The 23,337-nt window shown below is 61.6% G+C and carries 18 protein-coding genes, 1 tRNA gene and 2 pseudogenes; 16 read left to right on the top strand and 5 right to left on the bottom strand.

What is annotated here, in order from left to right; all coding sequences use genetic code 11:
- Positions 1-9 precede the first annotated feature (9 nt).
- From ABJ363_01985 to infC, 4 genes are all read left to right on the top strand, one after another.
- On the top strand, positions 10-1,266 hold the full coding sequence (locus ABJ363_01985; GenBank protein MEP4377742.1) for a glycosyltransferase family 4 protein: 1,257 nt from the start codon (positions 10-12) through the stop codon (positions 1,264-1,266).
- A complete protein-coding gene (locus ABJ363_01980) occupies positions 1,263-2,192 on the top strand; it encodes a glycosyltransferase family 9 protein (protein MEP4377741.1) in 930 nt (309 codons plus the stop codon). Before ABJ363_01985 ends, ABJ363_01980 begins: the two co-directional genes overlap by 4 nt.
- 66 nt (positions 2,193-2,258) lie before the next feature.
- Positions 2,259-4,271: a threonine--tRNA ligase gene (thrS, locus tag ABJ363_01975; protein MEP4377740.1), complete on the top strand. Its 2,013-nt coding sequence runs from the start codon at positions 2,259-2,261 to the stop codon at positions 4,269-4,271.
- A gap of 36 nt (positions 4,272-4,307) precedes the next feature.
- Complete coding sequence (gene infC / locus ABJ363_01970) at positions 4,308-4,853, top strand: translation initiation factor IF-3 (GenBank protein MEP4377739.1); 546 nt, start codon at positions 4,308-4,310, stop codon at positions 4,851-4,853.
- A gap of 218 nt (positions 4,854-5,071) precedes the next feature.
- Here infC and ABJ363_01965 read toward each other — a convergent pair whose 3' ends face one another.
- The 4 genes from ABJ363_01965 to ABJ363_01950 all read right to left on the bottom strand — a co-directional run bounded on the left by ABJ363_01965 (position 5,072) and on the right by ABJ363_01950 (position 8,539).
- Positions 5,072-5,749, bottom strand: coding sequence for an alternative oxidase (locus ABJ363_01965; GenBank protein ID MEP4377738.1), 678 nt, complete (start codon positions 5,747-5,749; stop codon positions 5,072-5,074).
- Positions 5,750-5,897: 148 nt separating this feature from the next.
- Positions 5,898-6,635, bottom strand: coding sequence for an alpha/beta fold hydrolase (locus ABJ363_01960; protein MEP4377737.1), 738 nt, complete (start codon positions 6,633-6,635; stop codon positions 5,898-5,900).
- Between the two features lie 2 nt (positions 6,636-6,637).
- On the bottom strand, positions 6,638-7,636 hold the full coding sequence (locus tag ABJ363_01955; GenBank protein MEP4377736.1) for a 2-oxoglutarate and iron-dependent oxygenase domain-containing protein: 999 nt from the start codon (positions 7,634-7,636) through the stop codon (positions 6,638-6,640).
- A gap of 120 nt (positions 7,637-7,756) precedes the next feature.
- On the bottom strand, positions 7,757-8,539 hold the full coding sequence (locus ABJ363_01950) for a short-chain dehydrogenase/reductase (protein MEP4377735.1): 783 nt from the start codon (positions 8,537-8,539) through the stop codon (positions 7,757-7,759).
- 213 nt (positions 8,540-8,752) lie between these two features.
- Between ABJ363_01950 and rpmI the strand changes: the two genes are divergently transcribed.
- The 5 genes from rpmI to lepA all read left to right on the top strand — a co-directional run bounded on the left by rpmI (position 8,753) and on the right by lepA (position 15,240).
- A complete protein-coding gene (gene rpmI / locus ABJ363_01945) occupies positions 8,753-8,959 on the top strand; it encodes a 50S ribosomal protein L35 (protein ID MEP4377734.1) in 207 nt (68 codons plus the stop codon).
- 3 nt (positions 8,960-8,962) lie between these two features.
- A complete protein-coding gene (rplT, locus tag ABJ363_01940; protein ID MEP4377733.1) occupies positions 8,963-9,328 on the top strand; it encodes a 50S ribosomal protein L20 in 366 nt (121 codons plus the stop codon).
- Between the two features lie 46 nt (positions 9,329-9,374).
- A complete protein-coding gene (gene pheS, locus ABJ363_01935) occupies positions 9,375-10,463 on the top strand; it encodes a phenylalanine--tRNA ligase subunit alpha (protein ID MEP4377732.1) in 1,089 nt (362 codons plus the stop codon).
- Positions 10,464-10,587: 124 nt separating this feature from the next.
- On the top strand, positions 10,588-12,993 hold the full coding sequence (pheT, locus tag ABJ363_01930) for a phenylalanine--tRNA ligase subunit beta (protein MEP4377731.1): 2,406 nt from the start codon (positions 10,588-10,590) through the stop codon (positions 12,991-12,993).
- Between the two features lie 444 nt (positions 12,994-13,437).
- Complete coding sequence (lepA, locus tag ABJ363_01925) at positions 13,438-15,240, top strand: translation elongation factor 4 (protein ID MEP4377730.1); 1,803 nt, start codon at positions 13,438-13,440, stop codon at positions 15,238-15,240.
- A 153-nt stretch (positions 15,241-15,393) separates the two neighbouring features.
- Here lepA and ABJ363_01920 read toward each other — a convergent pair whose 3' ends face one another.
- Positions 15,394-15,714 carry a hypothetical protein gene (locus tag ABJ363_01920; protein ID MEP4377729.1) on the bottom strand — a complete coding sequence of 107 codons (321 nt, stop codon included), beginning with the start codon at positions 15,712-15,714 and terminating at the stop codon, positions 15,394-15,396.
- A 159-nt stretch (positions 15,715-15,873) separates the two neighbouring features.
- On the opposite strand from ABJ363_01920, the gene ABJ363_01915 reads away from it, so the two are divergent.
- The 7 genes and pseudogenes from ABJ363_01915 to ABJ363_01885 form a co-directional block, all read left to right on the top strand.
- Positions 15,874-15,963: transfer RNA gene (locus ABJ363_01915), tRNA-Ser, on the top strand.
- 187 nt (positions 15,964-16,150) lie between these two features.
- A pseudogene (locus ABJ363_01910) lies at positions 16,151-16,846 on the top strand (IS6 family transposase).
- A gap of 134 nt (positions 16,847-16,980) precedes the next feature.
- On the top strand, positions 16,981-17,799 hold the full coding sequence (locus tag ABJ363_01905; GenBank protein MEP4377728.1) for a dienelactone hydrolase family protein: 819 nt from the start codon (positions 16,981-16,983) through the stop codon (positions 17,797-17,799).
- A 193-nt stretch (positions 17,800-17,992) separates the two neighbouring features.
- Positions 17,993-18,688, top strand: a complete 696-nt coding sequence (locus ABJ363_01900) for an IS6 family transposase (protein ID MEP4377727.1) — start codon at positions 17,993-17,995, stop codon at positions 18,686-18,688.
- 309 nt (positions 18,689-18,997) lie between these two features.
- Entirely contained in the window at positions 18,998-20,059 is a 1,062-nt protein-coding gene (locus ABJ363_01895) for a TIGR03032 family protein (protein MEP4377726.1), read from the top strand.
- Positions 20,060-20,117: 58 nt separating this feature from the next.
- A pseudogene (locus tag ABJ363_01890) lies at positions 20,118-20,813 on the top strand (IS6 family transposase).
- Between the two features lie 408 nt (positions 20,814-21,221).
- Positions 21,222-23,337: VCBS domain-containing protein (locus ABJ363_01885; protein ID MEP4377725.1), on the top strand; the 2,116-nt coding region annotated here is incomplete at its 3' end.

The following is a 23,337-nucleotide window of genomic DNA, read 5'->3' as shown; positions in this document are numbered from 1 at the left end:
CTTAGCGGAATGAACGACGGTCCCGATTCTAACACCCTGGCGGATGCTGCGGCGAGTGCGGCCAGCGAAGCCATAGCGCGTGAGACGGCGGCGCGACTGCCGGTGGTGTTGCAGGTGTTGCCGTCGCTCGATGTCGGCGGCGGCGGAGTCGAGCGAAGCGCGATCGATGTGGCCGAAGCGCTGGTCCTGGCGGGTAAGACGGCGATCGTCGCCTCTTCGGGGGGCAGACAGGTTGCGGAGCTCGAACGCCGTGGCGTACGCCATGTCGAGCTGCCGCTCGCGTCCAAGAACCCCCTGATCATCCGCCGCAACATCGCGCGGCTGGCCGAACTCATCGAGCGTGAACATGTGGAGCTGGTGCATGCCCGTTCCCGCGCACCCGCATGGAGCGCCCGCGCAGCGGCCCGGGAGGCGGGGCTGCCTTTCGTCACCACATTCCACGGCACCTATAATTTCGGCAGCGGGACGTTCGGCGCCCTGAAGAAGCGGTACAACGCCGTGATGGCCGACGGCGATATCGTGATCGCCAATTCGCAATTCATCACGGCCCATATCAAGGACAACTATGCGGTCCCCGACGCGCGGATCCGCACGATCCCGCGCGGCATCGATACAGCGCGCTTCGATGCCGAGGGGTTCAACCCCAACCGGATGATCGATGTCTCCACCCGCTGGCGGCTTGACGATGAGAATGCCGTCATCACGCTGCCGGGGCGGTTGACCCGTTGGAAAGGCCAGCTCCTGTTCATCGAGGCGCTGGCGCGGCTCAAGGCGCGGCGGGGCTCGGAGGGATTTCGCATTACCGGCCTGTTGGTCGGGTCCGATCAGGGGCGCGAGGCCTATCGGCGTGAGCTTGAGGAGAAGATTTCCGAAAAGAGCCTCGGGGGCAACGTGCAAATCGTCGGTCATTGTGAAGACATGCCTGCCGCCTACATGCTGTCCGACGTGGTGGTGTCGGCCTCGACCGACCCCGAAGCGTTCGGCCGGGTGATCGCCGAGGCCCAGGCCATGGGCCGGCCGGTGGTGGTGGCCGATCATGGCGGGGCGACCGAACAGGTGCTCGCCGGTGAGACCGGCTGGTTGTTCACGCCGGGTGACCCCGAGACCTTCTCGGACGCGCTCGAATCCGCGCTGACTCTCGATGCCGCGAGACGCGAGGCGCTCGCCGTGCGTGCTGCCGTGCATGTGCGTGAGAATTTTTCCAAGGCCGGCATGTGCGCCGACACGTTGCGGGTTTACGCCGCGCTCCATGAGGCGCGGGCATGAAGAATCTTGCCCGTATCCTGGTGATCAAGCTGGGGGCGCTGGGCGATGTTGTTCAGGCGACGGGCCCGTTTGCCGCGATCCGCGCCCATCACCCCGACGCGCATATCACCCTTCTGACATCACCGGCCTTCAGCAATTTTCTCGGCGCCTCCGGTTGGTTCGACGAGGTCTGGGTCGATGACCGACCGGGCTGGAAAAACTTCTGGGGCTGGTATCGACTGCGGTTCCGCTTGCGATACGGCATGTTCGATCGTGTCTATGATCTCCAGACGTCCGATCGATCTAGCCTCTACTATCAGCTCATGTTGCCGGGGCCGCGGCCCGAATGGTCGGGTATCGCGCGCGGCGCGGCACTGCGGCACAAGAATCCCGACCGCGACGAGATGCACACGATCGACCGGCAAATCGATCAACTCGCCGTCGCGGGAATCGCGCATGTCCCGGCACCCTCGCTTGACTGGGTGCGGGCGGATACGGCGCGGTTCGGCATCACGGGACCTTATGTTCTGCTCGTGCCCGGCGGGTCGGCCCATCGCCCCGAGAAGCGCTGGCCGGTGGGTTCGTTCACCGAACTGGCGCGGCGGCTCGTCGCGCGCGGCGTGACGCCGGTGCTGATCGGCGCGGGTGCCGATGCCCATGCGACCGGCACCATCGCGTCCTTCTGCCCCGGGACAATCGACCTGACGTCCGACACGAGCTTCGCCGAAATCGTCGTGCTGGCGCGAGGCGCGAAAGGCGCGGTCGGCAACGACACGGGGCCGATGCATGTTATCGCGACGGCCGGTTGCCCGTCAGTCGCGCTCTATTCCTTTGCTTCCGACCCGGCGTTGTGCGCACAGAAAGGCGACGATGTGACCATTCTGCGCAGCGATCTTCTGGCGGATCTTTCCGTCGATGAGGTTGATGCCGCGCTCCGACTGGACTAAATCCCGCACACGCGCCCGGTTTTGGTTAACCGGGCGTTTGGATATTCGAGAGACAACGGAACCGATATGGCAGACCCAGCATCCGCGAACCAGGTCACGATCACACTGCCCGATGGCAGCACGCGCGTCTTTGACGGCACGGTGACCGGAGCTGCGTTGGCGGCCGACATCGGCCCCGGCCTGGCCAAGGCGGCGCTCGCCGTCCGGGTCGATGGCGAGATCCGCGACCTCGCCCGGCCCATCGAGGCCGATGCCGAAGTTTCGATCATCACGATCAAGGACGAGGACGCACTCGAGCTGATCCGCCACGACGCGGCCCATGTGCTGGCCGAGGCGGTCCAGGAATTGTTCCCGGGCACGCAGATCACCTTCGGCCCGTCGACGGAAGACGGCTTCTATTATGACTTCCACCGGGCCGAGGCCTTCTCGTCGGATGACTTCGCGGCCATCGAGAAGAAGATGGAAGAGATCGTGTCGCGCGACGAGGAGATCATCCGCGAGGTCTGGTCGCGCGATGAGGTTCGCGCCTACTTCGAAAAGAACGGCGAGACGTTCAAGGCCGAATGGGTCGGCGAACTGCCCGACGGCGAAGACATCACGATGTACCGCCAGGGTGATTGGGTCGATCTTTGTCGCGGCCCGCATCTGCCATCGACGGGCAAGCTGCCCAAAGCCTTCAAGCTGATGAAACTCGCCGGCGCCTACTGGCGTGGCGATGCGGCGAACGATCAGCTCCAGCGTATCTACGGCACGGCCTGGCGGAACGAGAAAGAGCTCAAGGCCCATCTGACGATGATCGAGGAGGCCGAGAAGCGCGATCACCGCCGGATCGGCCGCGAGATGGACCTGTTCCACATGCAGGAAGCCGCCGTCGGCTCGGTGTTCTGGCACCCCAAGGGCTGGACGCTCTACCGGGCGTGCGAGGAATATATGCGCACCCGGCTCGACGGGGCCGGCTACACGGAAGTGAAGACGCCCCAGCTCGTCGATCGCGCGCTGTGGGAGCGCTCGGGCCACTGGGAAAAATTCCGCGAGCACATGTTTGTCGCGGAAGTGGACGAAAGCGATCCCGCCGCGCACGGCCATGATCATGATCACGACGCGCCCTCGACGGCGACGAACAGGATGCTGGCGCTGAAGCCGATGAACTGTCCTTGTCATGTGCAGATCTTCAGCAACTCCGGCATGAAGAGTTATCGAGACTTGCCGCTGCGCATGGCCGAGTTCGGCTCCTGTCATCGCTATGAGCCGTCGGGCGCGCTGCACGGCATCATGCGAGTGCGCGCGTTTACGCAGGACGATGCGCATATCTTCTGCACTGAGGATCAGATCGTTGAGGAGACGAAGTCCTTCTGCGAACTGCTGTTGTCGGTCTATCGGGACTTCGGTTTCGAAGAGGTGGCGGTGAAGTTCTCCGACCGACCCGAGGTGCGCGCCGGCGATGACGCAACCTGGGACCGCGCGGAACAGGCGCTGATGGAAGCGACCAAGGCCGCCGGGCTCGATTTCACGCTCAACCCGGGCGAGGGCGCCTTCTACGGGCCGAAGCTCGAGTTTGTCTTGCGCGATGCCATCGGCCGGGACTGGCAGTGCGGCACCCTGCAGGTGGATTTCGTGCTGCCCGAGCGCCTCGATGCCAGCTACATCGACGAGAGTGGCGAGAAGGCGCGGCCGGTCATGTTGCATCGCGCGATCCTCGGATCCTTCGAACGGTTCCTCGGAATCCTGATTGAAAACCATGCGGGCCGGTTCCCGCTCTGGCTGGCGCCGACCCAAATTGTCGTGGCGACGATCACCAGCGATGCCAATGATTATGCCGAAGAGGTTGCGGCCGCGTGCCGGACGGCGGGCCTGCGAGTCGAGGCCGATCTGCGGAACGAAAAGATCAACTACAAGGTGCGCGAGCACAGCCACGCGCATGTCCCGGCGATCCTGGTGGTGGGCCGCCGCGAGGCCGAGGAAGGTACGGTTGCCGTGCGGCGACTCGGCTCGAAGGATCAGGAAGTGCTTGCGTTGGGCGACGCGGTCGGCAAACTAGGCGCCGAGGCCGAAAGCCCGGCGGCGAAACACGCCGCCTGAGATGGATTATTCAACTGAAATTGCCCCGGAAGGAGAATTGTAATCGCTAGACGACCAGTAGATCAGAGTCCCCCGAAGAAAGACGGACCGCGCACCAACGAGGATATCAGCGTTCCGCAGGTACGCCTCGTTGACGAGAATGGCGAACAGGTCGGCGTTGTAGATACGGCCGCCGCGCTGGAGCGCGCCTTTGAGGTGGGGCTCGACCTGGTGGAGGTGTCGCCGAACGCCGATCCGCCGGTTTGCAAGATTATCGATAACGGGAAGCTCAAATATCAGGAGCAGAAGAAGCGCAACGAGGCGCGCAAGAAGCAGAAGACGATCGACGTCAAGGAGATCAAGCTTCGCCCCAACATCGACACCCATGATTACGACGTGAAGATGCGCAACGCCCGCCGGTTCATCGACGACGGTGACAAGGTGAAGGTGACCCTTCGCTTCCGTGGTCGCGAGATGGCGCATCAGGATCTGGGCGCCCAGGTGCTCGAACGGGTTCGCACGGAACTCGATGAGATCGCCAAGGTCGAACAGATGCCGAAGATGGAAGGCCGCCAGATGGTGATGGTGATTTCACCGCGCTAGGCGAACCCGTTTCACGAACTAGTTCCGAAAGCCCCGCTACGTGCGGGGCTTTTGCATTGTGCGCTTCATGTTTGTCCGTCATGCGCCGGCTTGATGCATTTCCACCAACGCGCAAAGCGCAAGGGCGGTATCCGCGCATCTTGCAATGACCGAGACGAGATGCCCGCATCAAGTGCCGGCATGACGATGAAAATAATGTGAGCGCGCCCGACGAACCTTCAGTTGCTCGCCACGGACGGGCCCGAGCCCGTCGGCTGCTCGCCGCGTTCGAGCTGATCGGCGAAGCCATGGTTCCGGTCGCGATGGCCGGCTTCGTCTTCGCGCACAACAATCACCACGTCGCGCAAGGTCGCGTTGGCGTCCAGGTTCCAATAGTCGATGGCGATCTGCGGGGCGGGCACATTGGGATGCCGCCCGGCATCGATCTCGCCCAGATAATGGGTGTAGCTGATGACGGCCTCCTCCTCGAAATAGCCGACCACCCGATGGGCGGTCTTCGGCGCGAAGAGGTAGAGGAAGAAATAGAAATTGTAGAAGACCGCTTGGGTCATCATGACCACGAAGCGTTCGAATGACGTCGGCTGGGCGATCTGGATGAACGTCATCAGATGCATGCGTTCATTGTCTGCCTCGTCCAGAAGTTCGCGGATCCAGCCCTGATCGTCGCGGATGTGACGCAACGCCTTGAGATGTTGGAGAAGTCCGCCGACCATGCCGGGAACGGCGGCGACGGTCTCGAGCACAATGGCGCGGTGGCCATAGCGTTTGGCGAAGAACCAGTCCGCGAAGAAGCGGAGAAACTTTACGAGTGCGAAGGCGAACCGATCGCTGAAGCCGTGTGGTGCGCGGTGCGGCGACGCATATTCAGCGGCCGGTATCTGACGGTGGATGGTCATCTCACGTTGCTCCTTTGTCATCTTCAAGGGTAAACGCGATTCCTCAATGATTATGTGGGTTGCGGCAGGCAGAACGCGATTCCTCAATGATTATGTGGGTTGCGGCAGGCAGGGTGCCAAGGTTGATTGTGCGGCGTGACGTCGCGGATCACGTGTGATCGTCCGCCACCTCCAGCAATATCGCGGCCAGCTTTTCCGGCGCGCCCACCAGCGGCGCGTGATCCGTGTCGAGGGAATAGAGCTTGTCGACTTGTGTCTCGGTGTACATCTGCTTCTGTAATTCCGGGAACACCGACTGGTCGCGCAGCGTCTCGATATAGACGCGCGGTACCGTGCCGTATTTTTCGTCACTGAGCTGCAGGCGCGAGCGCCGCGAGGCTTCCGGCTGCGGCGTGAGTTGCGCCGCCGCAGCGCGGGCCGCCGCCGGGTCGGTCGTATTGAAGAACACATCTATGGCGGCTTCCGGGTCGATCATCGAGACCAGCCTGTCTTCGGAATGGGTCACCCGCGCATGAGCCCCGGTCATCCAGTCCTTCCAGGCCCGCGCGTAGAAATCGATGCAGGAATCCCCGTCTCCCAGCAGGAAGGCGCAGAGATAGACGGCCACGGCAATCCGGTCCGGCCGGAGCTCGCAGACCTGCGAGGCCACCGTGCCGCCCATGGAATGCCCCACGACGATGACAGGCCCCTCGGCCTGATCGATCAGCCCGGCGACCTTCTCGGCGCACAGCATCGTCGTGACGGTTTCCGGCGGTGTGTCGTCATGGCCGTCCCCCGGCAGATCGACCGCGATTGCCGTGTGACCCGCGGTTTCCAGATGGGGTATCAGAATTTGCCATGCCCAGGCGCCCTGCCATGCGCCATGTATCAGAAGGAAGGTCGCCATATTCAGTCGTCTTTCTCGAGGCGGGTCGCGGTGTACATGGACACGCGGTAGGGCCCGGAAAAGACCGGGTCGTATTTCGGCGGATTGTCCGCATCCGTACAGGTCGGGATACAGGCGATCTCGGCGTCGTAATTGGGATGGTGGAAGAACACGACCGACAGCCGGTCGGCCGCATCGCCCGCGTCGTCGGGCGGGATGGCGACGCGGTGGGGGTTCGAGACGAACCGGTCATTGGTCCAGCGCATCAGGAGATCACCGATATTGACGACGAAGGCGTCGGCGGGCGTGGGCACGCTGATCCAGTCGCCGGTGCGGGTCTGGACCTCCAGCCCGCCGGGGCGGTTCTCGCTGAGCAGCAATGTGAAGGTGCCATAGTCGGTGTGGGCGCCGGCCCGCAGCTGCCCCGGCAAGGGTGTGGCCTGTGTCGGGGGGTAGCGGATAATCCGCAGCGCCGCGATCTGCCGGTCGGTGTATTTGCGGAAAAAGTTCGGCGGCAGGTCGAGCGCGCGGGCGAAGATTTCCTCGATCGTCTGGCCGAGTTGTTCGAGGCGGCGGTAATAGATGCTGGCCGCGGTGCGGAATTCAGATGGTTGTTCGGGATAGACATTCTCGATGAAGTGGGCGGCGGCAGCCTCGCAAGTGAAGTAGTCCTCATCCGGGAAATCCGGCGGGCCCATGTGGAACACTTCCTTCAGGTCCGGCGGCGTCTCGTCACCCGCGCCATAGGCGAGGCCCTCGTCGCCGATCGCCCGGTAGCCGCGGGGCAGGGCCGGGTTGGCGTGGTGGACCCCCAGCTTCTCGTCGGCGGGCCGGGCGAAGAAGCCGCGCGCATTGTTCCGCAAATTATCGATGATTTCGGGCTCCACCCCGTGCCCGGTGATGGTGAAGAAGCCGATCCCTTCACACGCCGCGCGGACGATATCGACCACGCGCGCTTGCGCCGCCGCGTCGCCCGAAAGATAGGGCGCGATGTCGATGACGGGGACGTGCATGTCGCTCATGCGCGGATGTTACCGCGCATATGCATCTTCGTCATGGCCGGACTTGATCCGGCCATCTGGTGACACAGGTCGCGCGCGAGATGAGATGCGCGGATCAAGTCCGCGCATGACGGTTTATGCTTATCCCCGCGCCGAGCGCGAATGCTGGCCGCCATCGGCCATGACGACGGTGCCGGAGACCCAGGATGCGCGTGCGCTGGCCAGATAGGCGGCGAGCCAGCCCATTTCTTCGGGCAGTCCGGGGCGTCCGCCGGGCAGGCTCTTGTGGGTCTCGCGCCAGCGGGATTCGTCGCCGAACTCCATGTCGGCGTTGATCTTGGCCTGGCTGACCAGCCGCTCGGTCTCGATCGGGCCGGGATTTATGCCGACGACGCGCACGCCGTGGTCGAGGCTTTCCGCTCCCAGTGCTCGGGTGAGCTGCATCAGGGCCGCATTGGCCATGGAGCCCGCGATATAGCCCGCGCGGGGGCGTTCGCCCGCCATGCCGATGACGTTGACGATCGCGCCAGAGCCGCGTTCGCACATGCGCGGATAAATTCCCCGGATGAGCCCGACGAAGCCGAAGACTTTCAAATCCCAGGCGCTCTTGATCGTGTCGTCGTCGAGCCGGGTGAGGTCGCCGGCGGGAATTGCGCCGGCGTTGTTGACCAGAATGTCCGCGTCGCCCGCCGCTGCGGCCAGGGTTTTCACGGCCTCGGGTTTCGACAGATCGAGCGCATGGACGGTCACCTGGGCCCCGAACCGGTCGTTCAGATCGTCGCGCAGGGTGTTGAGGTCGGCCTCGGTCCGCGAGACCAGATGCAGCGAGCAGCCTTCCTCGGCGAGCACCTCGGCGACGGCCTTGCCGATGCCCTTGCTGGCGCCGGTCACGATCGCGGTTTTGCCGTTGAGTTCCAGATCCATGATAGTCCCCCTGCTTCGTGTTTTTGATTTGCACGGACCCTAGTGAGGCGGTTCCCGTAAGGCAATGAAATCCGGGGGATATCCCTTGCCAGCCGGGCCCTGCGGGGCTATAACCCCGCGCATTCCGAACAGCGACGGTGCGGCAGGGCGAAAATTAACGCCCGGGGCAGCCCAGCCGTCGAGCAAATCACGCGAAATCAAAGCGAGGACAAAATGCCCAAGATGAAGACCAAAGCGTCGGTCAAGAAGCGATTCCGCGTCTCGGCCTCCGGCAAAATCCGAATGAAGCCTTCGGGCATGCGACACGGCATGCGCAAGCGCTCCCAATCCATGAAGCGCAAGGCGCGCAAGATCGGCAACATCGCCAAGTCGGATGAGAAGATTCTCCGGCCGATGATGCCCTATGCGAAGAGGGGCTAACCGATGTCACGCGCAAAAAATACCGTCCAGCGTAACGCGCGCCGGAAGAAGGTTCTCAAGGCCGCCAAGGGTTACCAGGGCCGCAATTCCAAGGTCTATCGCGTCGCGAAAGAGCGGGTCGAGAAGGGCCTGCAATACGCCTATCGCGATCGAAAGGTCCGCAAGCGCAACTTCCGCTCGCTCTGGATTCAGCGCATCAATGCAGGTGCGCGCGAGCATGGTCTGACCTATTCCCAGTTCATGAACGGCATGAAGCAGGCCGGCATCGAGCTCGATCGCAAGGTCCTGTCCGATCTGGCGATCCGCGAGCCCGAGGCATTCAAGAGCCTGGTCGATCAGGCGCAGGCCGCCCTCAACGCATCCGCCTGAACCGGTCCCGCAAGGGGTCGCTCAGTCGGGTCGAACGGGGTACGCCATGACCGCGCCTGACGTCACCGAGTTGCAAGCATCCCTGCTGGCAGAAGTGTCGGCAGCGGACAGCCTCGACGCGCTCGAGGCCGTTCGCGTGTCCGCGCTTGGCAAGAAGGGCCGCATCACCGATCAGATGAAGGGCCTGGGCCAGCTCGATGGCGAGGCCCGCAAGGAGGCGGGTCAGGCCCTCAACCGGGTGAAGGACGCGGTCCAGGAGGCGATCACGTCGCGCCAGGCCGATCTCGATGCGGTCGCGCTTGAGGCACGGCTCGCCCATGAGACCATCGATGTTACCCTGCCGCCGCGCCCGCGGCCGGGTGGGCATTTGCACCCGGTCAGCCAGGTGACGGAAGAATGCATCGCGATCTTCGGCGAGATGGGCTTCACCGTCGCCGAGGGGCCGGACATCGAGGATGACTTCCACAACTTCACGGCGCTGAACATCCCGCCCGAGCATCCGGCCCGCCAGATGCACGACACCTTCTATCTTGAAGGACAGGAGGGTGCGGCCCAGCCCGTGCTGAGGACCCACACCTCGCCCGTGCAGATCCGCACGATGGAAACCGCCAAGCCGCCGATCCGGGTTATCGCGCCGGGGCGGACCTATCGCAGCGATTCCGATGCCACCCACACGCCGATGTTCCACCAGATCGAGGCGCTGGTCATCGACGAGACGACCCATCTGGGCCACCTCAAGGGCTGCATCATCGATTTCTGCCGGGCCTTCTTCGACATCCCCGATCTGCCCGTACGTTTCCGGCCGAGCCATTTCCCCTTCACCGAGCCTTCGATGGAAGTCGATATCGGCTGCTCGCGCGAGGGCGGCGAACTCAAGATAGGCAATTTCGGCGAGGGGGCCGACAACTGGCTCGAGATCATGGGGTCCGGCATGGTCCATCCCAGGGTGCTCGAATATGGCGGCATCGATTCAGCCAAATATCAGGGCTTCGCCTTCGGCATGGGGATCGACCGGATCGCGATGCTGAAATATGGCATCCCCGATCTGCGCACCTTCTTCGATGCCGACATTCGCTGGCTCAAGCATTACGGCTTCGTGCCGCTCGCCGTGCCGTCCATGGTGCGGGGGCTGTGATGGGTCACTTTAATCGTCATGCCCGCGCAGGCGGGCATCCATATACACAGGCGCCCGGCCGGGCAGCCGTTTGCGATTATGGGTTCCCGCCTTCGCGGGAACGACGCGCAGTGGGATCTTCACGATGAAGTTCACGCTGGCATGGCTGAAAGACCATCTCGAGACCGACGCGTCGGTTGATGAAATCGTCGAGACGCTGATCCGCATCGGGCTCGAGGTCGACACGGTCGATGACCCCGGCGCCAAGCTGGCGGCTTTCACGGTCGCGCATGTCGTCTCGGCCGAACGCCATCCCGATGCCGACCGGTTGCAGGTCTGTACCGTCGATACGGGTGAGGAGCAGGTCCAGGTCGTTTGCGGTGCGCCGAATGCGCGCGCGGGCATGAAGGGCGTCTTCGCCCCGGCCGGGACGTATGTCCCCGGTATCGATGTCGAGTTGAAGAAAACCAAGATCCGCGGCGTCGAGTCCAATGGCATGCTCGTGTCCGAACGCGAGATGGGCCTATCCGACGAACATGACGGCATCATCGAGCTGCCCGACGCCGCGCCGCTGGGTGCGCCGTTTGCCGGCGTACTGGGGATCGACGATCCGGTGATCGACATCGAGTTGACGCCGAACCGCCCCGACTGCACCGGTGTGCGCGGCATCGCCCGCGATCTGGCCGCCGCCGGGCTCGGCAGCCTCAAGCCTTTTGACAGCGCAGCGCCTATCGACGGCAGCTATGACAGCCCGGTCGCCTGGGCGATCGCCGATGACGACAATGCGTGTTCCTATGTGGTGGGCCGACATTTCCGTGGCGTGACCAACCGGCCGTCGCCCCAATGGGTGCAGGACCGCCTGCGCGCCATTGGCCTGCGGCCGATCTCCGCACTGGTCGATGTGACGAACTATGTCTCCATCGATCTCGGCCGACCGTTGCATGTGTTCGATGCGGGCAAGCTCGGTTCCAACACGCTGACCATGCGACGCGCCCGCGACGGCGAGGATTTCATGGCCCTGGTCGAGCGGGAATACACGCTCGACGGCGAGATGACCGTGATCGGCGACGGCGACAAGGCCGAGGCGGTCGCCGGCGTCATGGGCGGGCTCGATTCGAGCTGCACCGAAGAGACCACCGATGTGTTCCTTGAAGTGGCGTTGTTTGACCCGGTCTCTGTCGCGACAACCGGCCGCAAACTGGCGATCGATTCCGATGCCCGCTACCGGTTCGAGCGTGGGGTCGATCCGGAATCCGCGAACTGGGGTGCGGATGTCGCCACCCGCATGATCCTCGAATTCTGTGGCGGCGAGACGAGCGCGCATGTCACCGCCGGGTCCATGCCGGACTGGCAGCACAAGATCGAACTACGAACAAACCGCGTCGCGACCCTGGGCGGCGTGGAAATCGCGCCCGCGCGCCAGGCGGAAATTCTGAATGGGCTTGGTTTCGAGACCGAGACCAAAGGCGACATCATTACCGCCGCCGTGCCGCCCTGGCGGCCGGACGTGCATGGCGAGCCGGACCTGGTCGAGGAAATCACGCGTATTCATGGCTTCGACGAGATCGCGCCGGTCTCGCTCGACCGCGACACAGCACTGCCGCCCGCCGCGATCACGCCGTCGCAATTGCGCGCCAGCCGGGTGCGCCGATCGCTCGCCGCACAGGGCCTCGACGAGGCCGTGACCTGGTCCTTCATGGGTCGCGGGCAAGCCGAGCTTTTCGCGGGTGCTGAAATCAGCATGGACGATCTGATGCTGGCCAATCCGATTTCCAGCGAGCTGGACGCGATGCGACCATCGATCCTGGGCAATCTGTTGCTCGCCGCCGGGCGCAACGCCGACCGGGGTTTCGCCGATCTGGGCCTGTTCGAGCTTGGCCCTGCCTATCGCAATGCCAGCCCCGACGGCCAGCTTCTGGTCGCCGCCGGCGTACGCCACGGCAACGCCCACCCGCCCCACTGGTCCGGTGCGGCGCGCGCCGCCGACGCGCTCGATGCCAAGGCCGATGCGCTGGCCGCGCTGGACGCCGCCGGTGCGCCCACGGCCAATCTCCAGGTCAGCCGCGACGCGCCGGCCTGGTATCACCCGGGCCGCTCGAGCGGGCTGCGCCTCGGCAAGAACGTGCTGGCCTGGTTCGGCGAGATTCATCCCGGTGTCCTGCGCAAGCTCGACGTGCGCGGCCCCTCGATCGGCTTCGAGGTGTTCCTCGATGCGCTGCCCGACCGCAAGGACAAGGGCGCGGCCCGGCCACCGCTGCACCTGTCGGCGCTGCAGCCGGTGCGGCGTGATTTCGCGTTCATGGTCGACACGGATGTCGAGGCGGGCAACGTGATCCGCGCCGCGCGCGGTGCCGAGCGCGACCTGATTTCGGGTGTCGATCTGTTTGACGTCTATGACGGCAAGAATATTGAGGACGGCAAGAAATCGCTGGCGATCCAGGTCACGTTGCAGCCGGTCGAGGCGACCCTCACCGACGAGGAAATCGACAAGATCGCCGCGAAGATCGTCGCGGCCGTCGAGAAGGCGACCGGCGGAAGTCTGCGGGGGTAACACGCCTGGCGTGTTGGCCGATGCAGGGCCGGACGCGTGACTTCGCGCTGGACAGATGGGTCGAGAACATCCATCTATCCAACCAGTTTGAGCGGCAGAGGTGTCCAGGGTCCCCGAAGTGTGGCGTTACGGGCCGCGGGACGGGATTTGCGGGGGGTGTTCTCCCGCGCTGATTGCCCACAGGTTGCTGTGGATAAAATGACAGTGGGATGACGGTCGCATCCGTGAATATGACAAGTCGGTGGATTGTGGTGATAAGGAACATAAATATTTGTTTTATAACGTAAAATAATGAAACCAATGTGTCATATAACTCCCGTAATTAGTCCTTGAACTATTCCTGAAACCCCGAATATGAGACTTATCCCCGCTTTTCACACAGCATGTGCCGGCAATTGTGACAACCAATTTTCATGTTTCGTTCTTTGATTTGGCTAGCGTTGAATGACTGACCTCTCCCACATCCGCAATTTCTCGATCGTCGCCCATATCGACCATGGGAAATCGACCCTGGCCGACCGGATGATCCAGACCTGCGGTGGCCTCACCGAGCGCGAGATGCAGGAGCAGGTGCTCGACAATATGGAGCTCGAGCGCGAGCGCGGCATCACGATCAAGGCCCAGACCGTGCGCCTGAAATACACCGCTAGAGACGGCGAGACCTATCACCTGAACCTGATGGACACGCCCGGGCATGTGGATTTCTCCTACGAGGTCTCGCGCTCGCTCGCGGCGTGCGAGGGCGCGCTGCTGGTGGTCGACGCCAGCCAGGGGGTCGAGGCGCAGACTCTCGCCAACGCCTATCTGGCGATCGAAGCGGATCTGGAACTCGTGCCCGTACTCAACAAGGTCGATCTGCCCGCGGCGGAGCCCGATCGGATTCGGCAGCAGATCGAGGACGTCATCGGCCTCGACGCGTCCGACGCGATCGAGATGTCCGCCAAAACCGGCCTCGGGATCGATGAGGTGTTGGAGGCGATTGTCACCAAGATGCCGCCGCCCGAGGGTGACGCGGATGCGGACCTGCAGGCGCTTCTCGTCGATAGCTGGTACGACCCCTATCTGGGGGTCGTGGCGTTGATGCGGGTGAAGCACGGCACCCTGAAGAAGGGCCAGAAGATCCGCATGATGTCGAACGGGCGGACCTATCCCGTGGACCGAGTGGGTGTGTTCACCCCGGCGCGCACGGAGACCGGCACGCTCGGCCCGGGCGAGATCGGCTTCATCACCGCCCAGATCAAGACGGTCGCGGATTGCAATGTCGGCGACACGATCACGGACGACCGCGCGCCCGCCGCCGCGCCGCTGCCGGGCTTCAAGCCGTCGGTGCCGGTCGTGTTCTCGTCGCTCTATCCAGCCGACACGGCGGAGTATGAGGATCTGCGCGAGGCGCTGGGCCGCCTGCATCTGAACGACGCCAGCTTCGAGTATGAGGCCGAGAGCTCCGCCGCGCTGGGCATGGGCTTCCGCTGCGGCTTTCTTGGCCTGCTGCACATGGAGATTATCCAGCAGCGGCTCGAACGCGAGTTCGATCTGGAAATCATCGCGACCGCGCCGTCGGTCGTCTATCACATCACATTGACGGACGGGGAGGAGATCGAGCTCCACAACCCGTCCGACTATCCCGATGTGACGCGGATCGAGACCATCGCCGAGCCCTGGATCAAGGCCTCGATCATGGTACCGGACGAGTATCTCGGCGCGGTGCTTCAATTATGTACGGAACGCCGCGGCGAACAGGTCGAACTCACCTATGTCGGCGGCCGGGCGATGGCGGTGTACAAGCTGCCGCTCAACGAGGTCGTGTTCGATTTCTACGACAGGCTCAAATCCATCAGCCGCGGTTATGCGAGCTTCGATTACGAACTCGACGGCTATCGCGACGGCAACCTCGTAAAGGTCGATATCCTGGTGAACGGCGAGACCGTCGATGCCCTGTCGATGGTGGTCCATCGCGAACAGGCCGAGGGGCGCGGCCGGCATCTGTGCACGCGGCTCAAGGATCTGGTGCCGCGCCAGCTGTTCAAGGTCGCGCTCCAGGCCGCCATCGGCGGCAAGGTGATCGCGCGTGAGACGGTCGGAGCCATGCGCAAGGACGTGACGTCGAAATGTTACGGCGGCGACATCACGCGCAAACGCAAGCTTCTGGAGAAGCAGAAGGCGGGCAAGAAGAAGATGCGCCAGTACGGGAATGTCGAGATTCCCCAGTCGGCCTTCATCCAGGCCCTGCGCATGGGTGACGAGTAGATCGCAGATTAAGTCACGTCATGCCCGGACTTGATCCGGGCATCTCGTCTGAAAACTGGCTGATGTAAGTGAGATGCGCGGATCCGGTTTTTATCCGCCAACGCGCAAAGCGCGAGGGCGGGTCCGGGCATGACGATCCAGTGAATATCTAACTTACGTAAACATCCCGGTCTTGCGCCGCCGTGCGCGGAACATCCACGTCAACACCAGCCCCGGTACGCCGAACACGAACAGGGCGGGCCAGGTCAGGATTGTCGAGATCACGGGATGCCAGAGCCACGGTCCGATCACGGGAATATGGCGCGCGATCGCGGGTTCGGCGACCTGCAGGCTGGTCTGGTGCAGACTGAACCAAAGCTCGCCGGCGGCGATCAGGCTCAGCGAGCCGGCATCGATCGACGCGAGCACATCCCGCGCCAGCACCGCCAGCGCCGCGATCAGAAATATCCAGCCTATGATTCGGCCAATTATCATGGCCCTGCGGGCCCCGCGTTTCCGTTTTTCTTGTTTAGGCTCTGGGGCAAGTTTAACCGCACTCGGCGCGTCGGACACAAGCCTTACTCCCGTTCAATTTTATGAAAGCGCTCGGCGGTTGCCAGCGTGGGTCGGGTCGGCTATCCAGTGCCCCAGTGCGGAGGGGTGGCCGAGTGGCTGAAGGCGCACGCTTGGAAAGCGTGTAAACGGGCGACCGTTTCGAGGGTTCGAATCCCTCTCCCTCCGCCACTTTACCTCTCGTAGACACCCAACGACTTTCTGTTTTTCAGACGCGTCGTAATTCGTCCGTCACTTCCGTGGGTTAGCGCGATAGTGCGCGAGGCAACCAACGACAGAGACGAACTTGGTGCGCCAATTGGGCAGTGTCAGGCCAATATGGCTTGAGCCTGGAGAGGCCGGTCCGTAGCCTCCGCGGATGACAAATCCGTTCCGCTATTTCAATAGTTCGCCTGAAGTCATCCGCCTGACGGTGATGATGTACGTGCGCTACCCGCTGTCGCTGCGCCAAGTTGAGGATCTACTGTTCGAGCGCGGCATCGACATTTGCAACGAGACAGTCCGGTTCTGGTGGAATCGGTTCGGTCCGATGTTCGCTGCGGAGATCCGGAAACGTCGCGTTCATGATCGATCGCATTCGATTTGACGCTGGCACCTGGACGAGGTGTTTGTGCGCATCAACGGGGAGACGCACTACCTCTGGCGCGCCGTTGATCACGAGGGCGAGGTGCTCGAGGTGTTTGCGACGAAACGGCGGAATCGCAAGGCTGCGCTGCGGTTTCTCAAACGTGCGATGAAGCGGTACGGTCGGCCAAAGATAATTGTGACGGATCGACTAAAGTCTTACCGGGCGGCGATGAAGGTGATTGGGAATGCCGCTGACCAGGAGTGCGGTCGCTGGCTGAACAACCGGGCCGAAAACTCACATCAGCCTTTTCGAAGACGGGAAGGGGCTATGTCGAAATTCCGGGACATAAAGACCCTGCAGAAGTTCGCCGCTGTTCATGCCTCAACCTTCAATCACTTCAACCTCGACCGACATCTCAACAGCCGCTCCGTCTACAAGCAGAACCGCTCGGTCGCGCTGGCCGAGTGGCGTCAACTGGCGGCATGAAGTTGGCGTTGGTCGCCAATTTGGAGACTGGTTCGCATTAGACTGACAGCACCTATATTTAAGATATGTTACTTTGCGCTGAATAATTCTACTAGGGATGGTTTCGCACAATGAGACACTTGATATCAATCATCATGACAGTTTCCGTGGCGGTTCTCGGCCTGTCAGCAACCCCATCGGCTGGAGATGAACGATACGACCGAATCGAGTTTCCCAATGTTACCGGGGAGACTACGATCACCGGTTACATTTTGAGAAGTGGTACGGGCGGTAGTAACCGTTGGGCTGTATTGGCCCATGCATGTAATGGGGTTTTAAATGGAAAAGGTGACATTCGCGAAAAGTATAGCGCTATGGCGTTCCAACTTAAAGAAAACGGCGTCTCGAGTTTTCTGGTTGATAGCCACAATTCTCGTGGGAAAAACAACATTTGTAAAACAAAAGACGCGCACCGGTCAGCCACTCCCGCAAAGCGCATTGATGATCACATTGGCGCTGCCGCGTACATAAAAAAAATGTATCCCGATGCGAGTATTGTCCTAGTTGGTTGGGGGCCGGGTTCTTTAGAGACAATGAATACCCGCAACAATCTCGTTAGCCGAACGGAGCAGCTTTTCTCTGCGGCAGCACTGTTCTACCCGCCTTGCAGAGGTGGGGGCGGAAATTCACCCTATTCACCATATGCTCCGATGCTGATTGTTGTTGGTGAAAATGACAATTGGGAGCCCGCCGGAAAATGTGAGGATTTGATAAGAGAGAAAAGTCCTCACAGCGCAGAGATGGAATTGAAGATATACGCAGATACCCATCATGGATTTGATAACATCAACCAACCGGTCAAAGAATATAAACACGCATCGGGCCGTTCAACTTCCGGTAGCAATCCCGCGTCCGCCCAGGATGCCTATGACCGAATTGTAGGATTTTTTGCAGAACATACGGGCGCTCGTTAACATTCGTGCGAAGAGGCAACTGATGCCGTTTTTCATTCCCATTAAAATATAGAAATACGGCAGAGACGGGTTCGCCGAAGACTCCGTCCACCGCCACTAAGTCCTTCTCTTTATTTATTCTCAAAAGAGATTCGAAGGCTTTGTCAGAGCAAAACGCCTTGAGGTGGCGAGGTCCGTTCCATAGCCTTTGCGGATGAGAAATCCGTTCCGTTATTTCAACTCTTCGCCGGAGGTGATCCGCCTGACGGTGATGATGTATGTCCGCTATCCGCTGTCATTGCGCCAGGTTGAGGACATGCTGTTCGAACGTGGCATCGATATCTGCCATGAGACGGTTCGTTTCTGGTGGAACCGGTTCGGGCCGATGTTCGCCGCGGAGATCCGGAAGCGCCGGGTTCATAATCGTTCGTATTCGCACTGGCGTTGGCATCTGGACGAGGTTTTTGTTCGGATAAATGGCGAGACGCATTACCTGTGGCGCGCGGTCGATCACGAAGGCGAGGTGCTCGAAGTTTTCGCGACGAAACGCCGGGATCGTAGGGCTGCTCTTCAGTTTCTGAAGCGTGCGATGAAGCGGTATGGACATCCGAAAGTGATTGTCACCGACCGGCTTCGGTCATACCGGGCAGCGATGAATGTGATCGGGAATGCCGCCGATCAGGAACGCGGCCGCTGGCTTAACAACCGAGCGGAAAACTCACATCAACCGTTTCGACGAAGGGAAGGGGCGATGTCGAAATTCCGGGACGTAAAAACCCTGCAGAAGTTCGCCGCAGTTCATGCTTCAACCTTCAACCATTTCAATCTCGACCGCCACCTCAACAGCCGCTCCGTCTTCAAACAGAACCGCTCCGCCGCGCTGGCCGAGTGGCGTCAGTTGGCGGCATGAAGACGGGGTCGTCGGCAATTTTGGAGACTGGTTCGCATTGGTCTGACACCACCTCTTCTACCTATCCTTCGACTTCAGTTGGATGCAGCTGAAAGCCGTGCCGGAAAAGCATGATCCAACCCTACTAAGGGCAGGTGTCCTTGTCCTCCTTGCTTCAAGATTGGGGAAGAAGACGTCTACAAATCTAGGGGCTATTCAGTTTTATCGCATAGCCAGCACGCATGATTGGATAGCCAGCACGCATGATTGGAAAGTACCTTTTGTTGATCGAGATCGCTAAGGTCTCGATCCAAATTTCTAGAGAGAATCATGCCCGACACTCAAGAACCTGATTCACCGCCATCATCGGTGTCGTCCTCGCGTCAGTTTCCCGACTGGCTGATCGAGCATGAGCTCAGCCTGGCCTTCACGACCTATCAGGCAGGCCGGCTGTTTCTCATTGGCACGAATTCCGAGCGGAAATTGTCGATTTTCGAGCGCTTCTTCAATCGCAGTATGGGTCTGTATGCGACCGATGACGGGTTGTGGCTGAGTTCGCTGTATCAATTGTGGCGCTTCACGAATGCGCTCCAGTCGGGCCAGGGGCATGAGGGTTACGACCGGCTTTACGTGCCGCGCCAATCCTTCACGACGGGCGATCTCGATATTCATGACGTCGCCGTCGACGGGGAAGGTCGCGTCGTCTTTGTCAACACGCTGTTCAGCTGCCTGGCGACGACCAGCGCGGATCACAGCTTCACGCCGCTGTGGTCGCCGCCCTTTATCAGCAAGCTTGCCGCCGAGGACCGTTGCCATATGAACGGGCTGGCGATGCAAGACGGCAAGCCCAGATATGTGACGGCTGTCAGCCAGAGCGGTGTCGCCGATGGCTGGCGTGACCGGCGTACGGACGGTGGCTGCGTGATCGGGGTGCCGGACGGCGAGATCATCGTGGACGGCCTGTCGATGCCCCATTCGCCGCGCGTGCATGACGGCAAGCTGTGGGTGCTGAATTCCGGGACCGGCTGGTTCGGGTACGTCGACACGGCCGCCGGGAAGTTCGAGCCCGTCACCTTCTGCCCCGGCTATGCGCGGGGGCTCGCGTTCCACAAGGGATTTGCCATCGTCGGTCTGTCGAAGCCACGCGACGGCAGCTTCTCCGGCCTCGAACTGGAAGACAACCTGGCCGCGCGGGATGCCGAGGCGCGCAGCGGGCTGATCGTGATCGACCTGAAGTCGGGCGATATCGTCCACTGGCTGCGACTCGAGGGGTTGATCGAGGAGCTCTACGATGTCGCGATTCTGCCGGGGGTGCGACGGCCGATGGCGCTGGGGTTCAAAACCGACGAGATTCGCCGGCTCCTGAGTTCAGACGCGCCGCAACCACTCTAAGGGCACTGTCAGAGCAAACCGTGTTGAACCGGGACGGGGTGGTCCGTTTACTCCTCGGATGAAAAACCCGTTCCGCTATTTCAATTCGTCGCCCGAGATTATTCGCCTGACGGAGATGTTGTATATCCGGTACCCGCTTTCTCTGCGCCAGATCGAAGACATTTTGTTCGAGCGCGGCATGGATATCTGTCATGAGACGGTGAGGCTGTGGTGGAATCGGTTCGGTCCGATGTTCGGTGCCGATATCCGAAAACGCCGCGTTCAAACCCATTCATATTCGAACTGGCGCTGGCACCTGGACGAGGTATTTGTACGGATCAACGGCGAGACACACTACCTTTGGCGCGCGGTCGATCACGAAGGTGAGGTGCTTGAGGTATTCGTCACGTAACGGCGGAATCGCAGGGCGGCGCTTGATTTTCTGAAGCGAGCGATGAAGCGGTATGGCTGTCCAAAGGTAATTGTCACGGATCGCCTTCGGTCGTATCGAGCGGCAATGAATTTGATTGGGAACACCGCCGATCAGGAATGTGGTCGGTGGCTCAATAATCGCGCTGAAAACTCACACCAGCCGTTCCGGCGGAGAGAGGGAGCGATGTCGAGATTCAGGGACATAAAGGCCCTTCAGCAATTCGCTTCCGTTCACGCTTCGATCCACAATCATTTCAATCTCGACCGTTATCTCAATCCACGCGAAACTTTCAAACAGAGCCGCTCGGTAGCGCTAGCCGAGTGGCGCCAGCTTGCTGCCTGAATGTGATGTGCCAGAATGTGATGTGCCAGGGCATTCGGAGACTGGTTCGCATTAGACTGACAGCTCCCAAACGAGTCTTCTGCTTGTCGATCACGGACTTTAACGGACAAATCTGTGCTTTGGTTCCAACCGAACCGGAATCAAGCACAAGTGTTTGAGGAGAAACCAAAAACCCCGACTTTTGACGAATGGTTACGGATCAAGTGAAGCGATTTTCTGGCGAGTGATTATGTTTTCGACTCGTACAAGCTGAGTTAATTGGCGCAGTATTCTTCCTGAGAATGCGCTGGGGAGAGCATATCCGTACTTAAAAAGCATGTTTTCTTGGCCGGAAGGACGTTCCGAGATCCAGTTGCGCTCGCGTGTTGTTTCGTATTCTGGAAGCACGAAAAGTGAAGGGGGCGTAGCATGGCTAAGAAGAACAAGATCAAGGGTACGAACTCAGACGACGATCTGCTTGGGACCTCGGGGATTGACGACATTGACGCGAAGGACGGGGACGACACGGTCCATGCGGGCGATGGCGACGACAAGGTCAAGGGTGGCAAGGGCGACGACACGCTGTTCGGCGAGGGCGGCGACGATACCCTCGACGGCGGTAAGGGCAACGACTTCCTTGACGGTGGTGAAGGCAACGACCGGCTGAAGGCGGGCAAGGGCGACGACGAGTTATGGGGCGGGCTCGGCGACGATGATCTGGTCGGTGGCAAGGGTTCGGACACGCTCTACGGCGGCGACGGTGATGACACGCTGTTTGGTGATGGCTCGGGTTCGGGCGGTGCGTCCGCCAGCGGTTCGGGCAGCGCTGGTTTTGACGACTATCTTGATGGTGGCGCGGGCGACGACCTGATCGTCGGCGGTGCGGGTGACGACACGCTCCTGGGTGGCACCGGGAACGACGTTCTCTATGGCGACAATGGCGCCGGCTCTGGTTCAGGCAGCCACGCCGGCCATGGCAGCGGTTCCGGCGGTGCAAAAGGCAAAAAGGGCAAGGGGTCCGGTTCGGGCAGTGGCCAAAATGGCAAGGGTTCGGGCAGTGGATCGGGCTCTGGCTCCCACCATGGCAGTGGCTCGGGCAGCGACGCCGACGTCAGCTTCAACGACTATCTCGACGGCGGTGCCGGCGACGATCTGGTGTTCGGGCAGCAGGGCGACGATATCGGCGCCTGGACGATGCAGGACAATCTCGGCGCCACCGATATCTACGATGGCGGCACGGGGACAGACGCGATTCGGTTTGCGCTGACCCATGGCGAGGCTGCGGATGCGGGTGTGATCGCCGACCTGGCGGCGTTTGAAGCGTTCCTGGCGGCCAACAGCGACCCGACGACTGATGACGGTCCGACCTACAACTTCACGTCGTTTGCGACCCTCGATCTGACCGATTGGGAAGGCTATACGGTTGAGCTGATCAACACCGGCCCGACGGCCAATGATGATTCCGGCGCGACGGACGAAGACACGGTTCTGGTGGTCAGCGATGTGGCTGCAGGCCTTATCGCCAACGATACCGATCCCGATCATCTCGATGTGCTGACGGTCACCGGCTTTGATGCCACGAGCCTGTTTGGCGCGACCGTTACGGTCAATCCGGACGGCACCTACAGCTATGACGCGACGTCGGCGACATTCCTGCAGGCGCTCGCCGTGGGCGAAACCGCCCTGGACAGCTTCACCTACACGATCTCCGATCTTGCGGGCGAGACCTCGACGGCGACAGTCATGATCGAAGTGACCGGTGTGAATGATGCGCCGGTGATCACGGCCGGTGGTGATGTTGCGGGCACGGTCGACGAGGACGGCGTCGATGCGCCGACATTCGTGTCGGGCGATCTGGATTCTACGGATGTCGATAACGGCGCGACGGCGGCATGGTCGGTTGCCGGCGGCGGTGCGGGGACCTATGGCGACCTGTCGGTCGACGGCAACGGCACCTGGACCTACGTGCTGCGCAACGGCGACGCCAATGTGCAGGCGCTGGCTGTGGGCGAAACCCACGATGAAGTGTTCACAATCACCGTGACCGACGACCAGGGCGCGACCGATACCGAGACAATCACGATCGATGTCTCGGGCACAAACGACAACCCTGAGATCACGGCGGGCGGCGATGTCGCGGGTACGGTGGATGAGGACGGTGTGGATGCGCCGACGTCCGTCTCGGGTGACCTGGACTCCACCGATGTGGACAATGGTGCGACGGCGGCGTGGAGCGTGGCCGGCGGCGGGGCCGGGACCTATGGGGACCTGTCGGTCGATGGCAACGGCACCTGGACCTACAACCTGCGCAACGGCGACGCCAATGTGCAGGCGCTCGCCGACGGCGAGTCCCATGACGAGGTGTTCACGGTGGTGGTCACCGACGAGCACGGCGCGACCGACGCCGAGACCGTCACGGTCACCGTCACGGGGACCAACGATGATCCGGTGATCGCCGACGGTGGCGATGTCTCGGGTGCGGTCGAGGAAGACGTGACGCTTCAGGCGACGGGCGACCTCGACGCGAGCGACGTGGACAACGGTG

The organism is Alphaproteobacteria bacterium, assembly GCA_039980135.1.
Classification (GTDB): Bacteria; Pseudomonadota; Alphaproteobacteria; order UBA6615; family UBA6615; genus UBA8079.
This window is presented reverse-complemented; position numbering and strand designations above follow the sequence as displayed.

Excerpts from the sequence above, each read along its gene's own strand:
- ABJ363_01985 (MEP4377742.1), top strand. The coding sequence starts at position 10 with ATGAACGACGGTCCCGATTCTAACACCCTGGCGGATGCTGCGGCGAGT.
- ABJ363_01980 (MEP4377741.1), top strand. The coding sequence starts at position 1,263 with ATGAAGAATCTTGCCCGTATCCTGGTGATCAAGCTGGGGGCGCTGGGC.
- thrS (MEP4377740.1), top strand. The coding sequence starts at position 2,259 with ATGGCAGACCCAGCATCCGCGAACCAGGTCACGATCACACTGCCCGAT.
- ABJ363_01965 (MEP4377738.1), bottom strand. The coding sequence starts at position 5,749 with ATGACCATCCACCGTCAGATACCGGCCGCTGAATATGCGTCGCCGCAC.
- ABJ363_01960 (MEP4377737.1), bottom strand. The coding sequence starts at position 6,635 with ATGGCGACCTTCCTTCTGATACATGGCGCATGGCAGGGCGCCTGGGCA.
- ABJ363_01955 (MEP4377736.1), bottom strand. The coding sequence starts at position 7,636 with ATGAGCGACATGCACGTCCCCGTCATCGACATCGCGCCCTATCTTTCG.
- ABJ363_01950 (MEP4377735.1), bottom strand. The coding sequence starts at position 8,539 with ATGGATCTGGAACTCAACGGCAAAACCGCGATCGTGACCGGCGCCAGC.
- rpmI (MEP4377734.1), top strand. The coding sequence starts at position 8,753 with ATGCCCAAGATGAAGACCAAAGCGTCGGTCAAGAAGCGATTCCGCGTC.
- rplT (MEP4377733.1), top strand. The coding sequence starts at position 8,963 with ATGTCACGCGCAAAAAATACCGTCCAGCGTAACGCGCGCCGGAAGAAG.
- pheS (MEP4377732.1), top strand. The coding sequence starts at position 9,375 with ATGACCGCGCCTGACGTCACCGAGTTGCAAGCATCCCTGCTGGCAGAA.
- pheT (MEP4377731.1), top strand. The coding sequence starts at position 10,588 with ATGAAGTTCACGCTGGCATGGCTGAAAGACCATCTCGAGACCGACGCG.
- lepA (MEP4377730.1), top strand. The coding sequence starts at position 13,438 with ATGACTGACCTCTCCCACATCCGCAATTTCTCGATCGTCGCCCATATC.
- ABJ363_01920 (MEP4377729.1), bottom strand. The coding sequence starts at position 15,714 with ATGATAATTGGCCGAATCATAGGCTGGATATTTCTGATCGCGGCGCTG.
- ABJ363_01905 (MEP4377728.1), top strand. The coding sequence starts at position 16,981 with ATGACAGTTTCCGTGGCGGTTCTCGGCCTGTCAGCAACCCCATCGGCT.
- ABJ363_01900 (MEP4377727.1), top strand. The coding sequence starts at position 17,993 with ATGAGAAATCCGTTCCGTTATTTCAACTCTTCGCCGGAGGTGATCCGC.
- ABJ363_01895 (MEP4377726.1), top strand. The coding sequence starts at position 18,998 with ATGCCCGACACTCAAGAACCTGATTCACCGCCATCATCGGTGTCGTCC.